The 1,216-nt window shown below is 47.4% G+C and carries 1 protein-coding gene and 1 pseudogene; both read left to right on the plus strand.

Annotated features, from left to right (window positions below):
• Positions 1 to 708: two-component system response regulator OmpR (ompR, locus tag R7Z78_RS24475; protein WP_169643822.1), on the plus strand; the 708-nt coding region annotated here is incomplete at its 5' end.
• 105 nt (positions 709 to 813) lie between these two features.
• Positions 814 to 1,216: pseudogene (envZ, locus tag R7Z78_RS24480) on the plus strand (two-component system sensor histidine kinase EnvZ); the annotation flags it as partial.

The following is a 1,216-nucleotide window of genomic DNA, read 5'->3' on the forward strand; positions in this document are numbered from 1 at the left end:
CATAAAATTTTAGTGGTTGATGACGATGCTCGTTTACGTGCTCTATTGGAGCGTTACCTTTCTGAGCAAGGTTTTCAAGTCCGTAGTGTAGCAAACGGCGAACAAATGGATCGCCTACTAACACGCGAAAACTTTCACCTAATGGTATTGGATTTGATTTTGCCAGGCGAAGATGGCTTGTCGATTTGTCGCCGTTTACGCCACGCCAATAACATGTTGCCAATTCTGATGCTGACAGCAAAAGGTGACGAGGTTGACCGTATTGTTGGTTTGGAAGTTGGTGCGGACGATTACCTACCTAAACCGTTCAACCCGCGTGAACTACTCGCTCGTATTAAAGCGGTTTTACGTCGCCAAACGGTTGAGCTACCGGGCGCGCCAAGTACGGAAGAAAAAGTGGTCGAGTTTGGCGAGTTTCGTTTAAATCTCGGCACGCGTGAAATGTTCCGTGGTGATGAGGCGATGCCATTAACATCGGGTGAATTTGCGGTGTTGAAATCACTGGTAACCAACGCGCGTGAGCCAATGTCGCGTGATAAGCTGATGAACATGGCGCGTGGTCGTGAATACTCGGCGATGGAGCGTTCTATCGACGTACAAATTTCTCGTCTACGCCGCATGTTGGAAGACGATCCGAGCAAACCTCGCTACATCCAGACCGTATGGGGTTTAGGTTACGTATTTGTCCCAGACGGCAAAGAGTCGTAATTCTTACTCACTTAACCGGCAATCGGTTTTTAAAACTTCGGCCATCAAATTTCCTTCTTATTTGGTGGCCGAGGTTTTCGCAATTAGGATCATCAGGAAATTTCCATGCGAATCCGAAGTTCACTGACACAATCTATTCTACTGTTCATCTCCTTGCTTCTCGCTAGCCAAGTCTTTTCTTATTACGCCGTTTTTAACTACGCGTTGATGCCAAGCCTGCAACAGTTCAACAAAATTCTCGCTCACGAACTGAATCTGGTTCTCGATGAAGATGGCCCGCTCAAATCGGATGCACCATTGCGTCGCCAGTTATTAGAAAGGTTGGGCGTGACAGTTCACAGCATCAACAGCGAGAAGGCGGTTGAGTTTAACCATGCGATGTCTATTGATTTGATGTCGGAGGAAATGACTCAAGAGCTAGGCTCACCAACCGAAGTGCGCCTGCTGCTGGGTAGTGAAAGCTACATTTTGTGGATGCACATCGAGAAGCTGCCCAATTCCATTATTC

The sequence above is a fragment of the Vibrio sp. 1167 genome, from assembly GCF_033340375.1.
GTDB classification, from domain to species: Bacteria; Pseudomonadota; Gammaproteobacteria; order Enterobacterales; family Vibrionaceae; genus Vibrio; species Vibrio alginolyticus.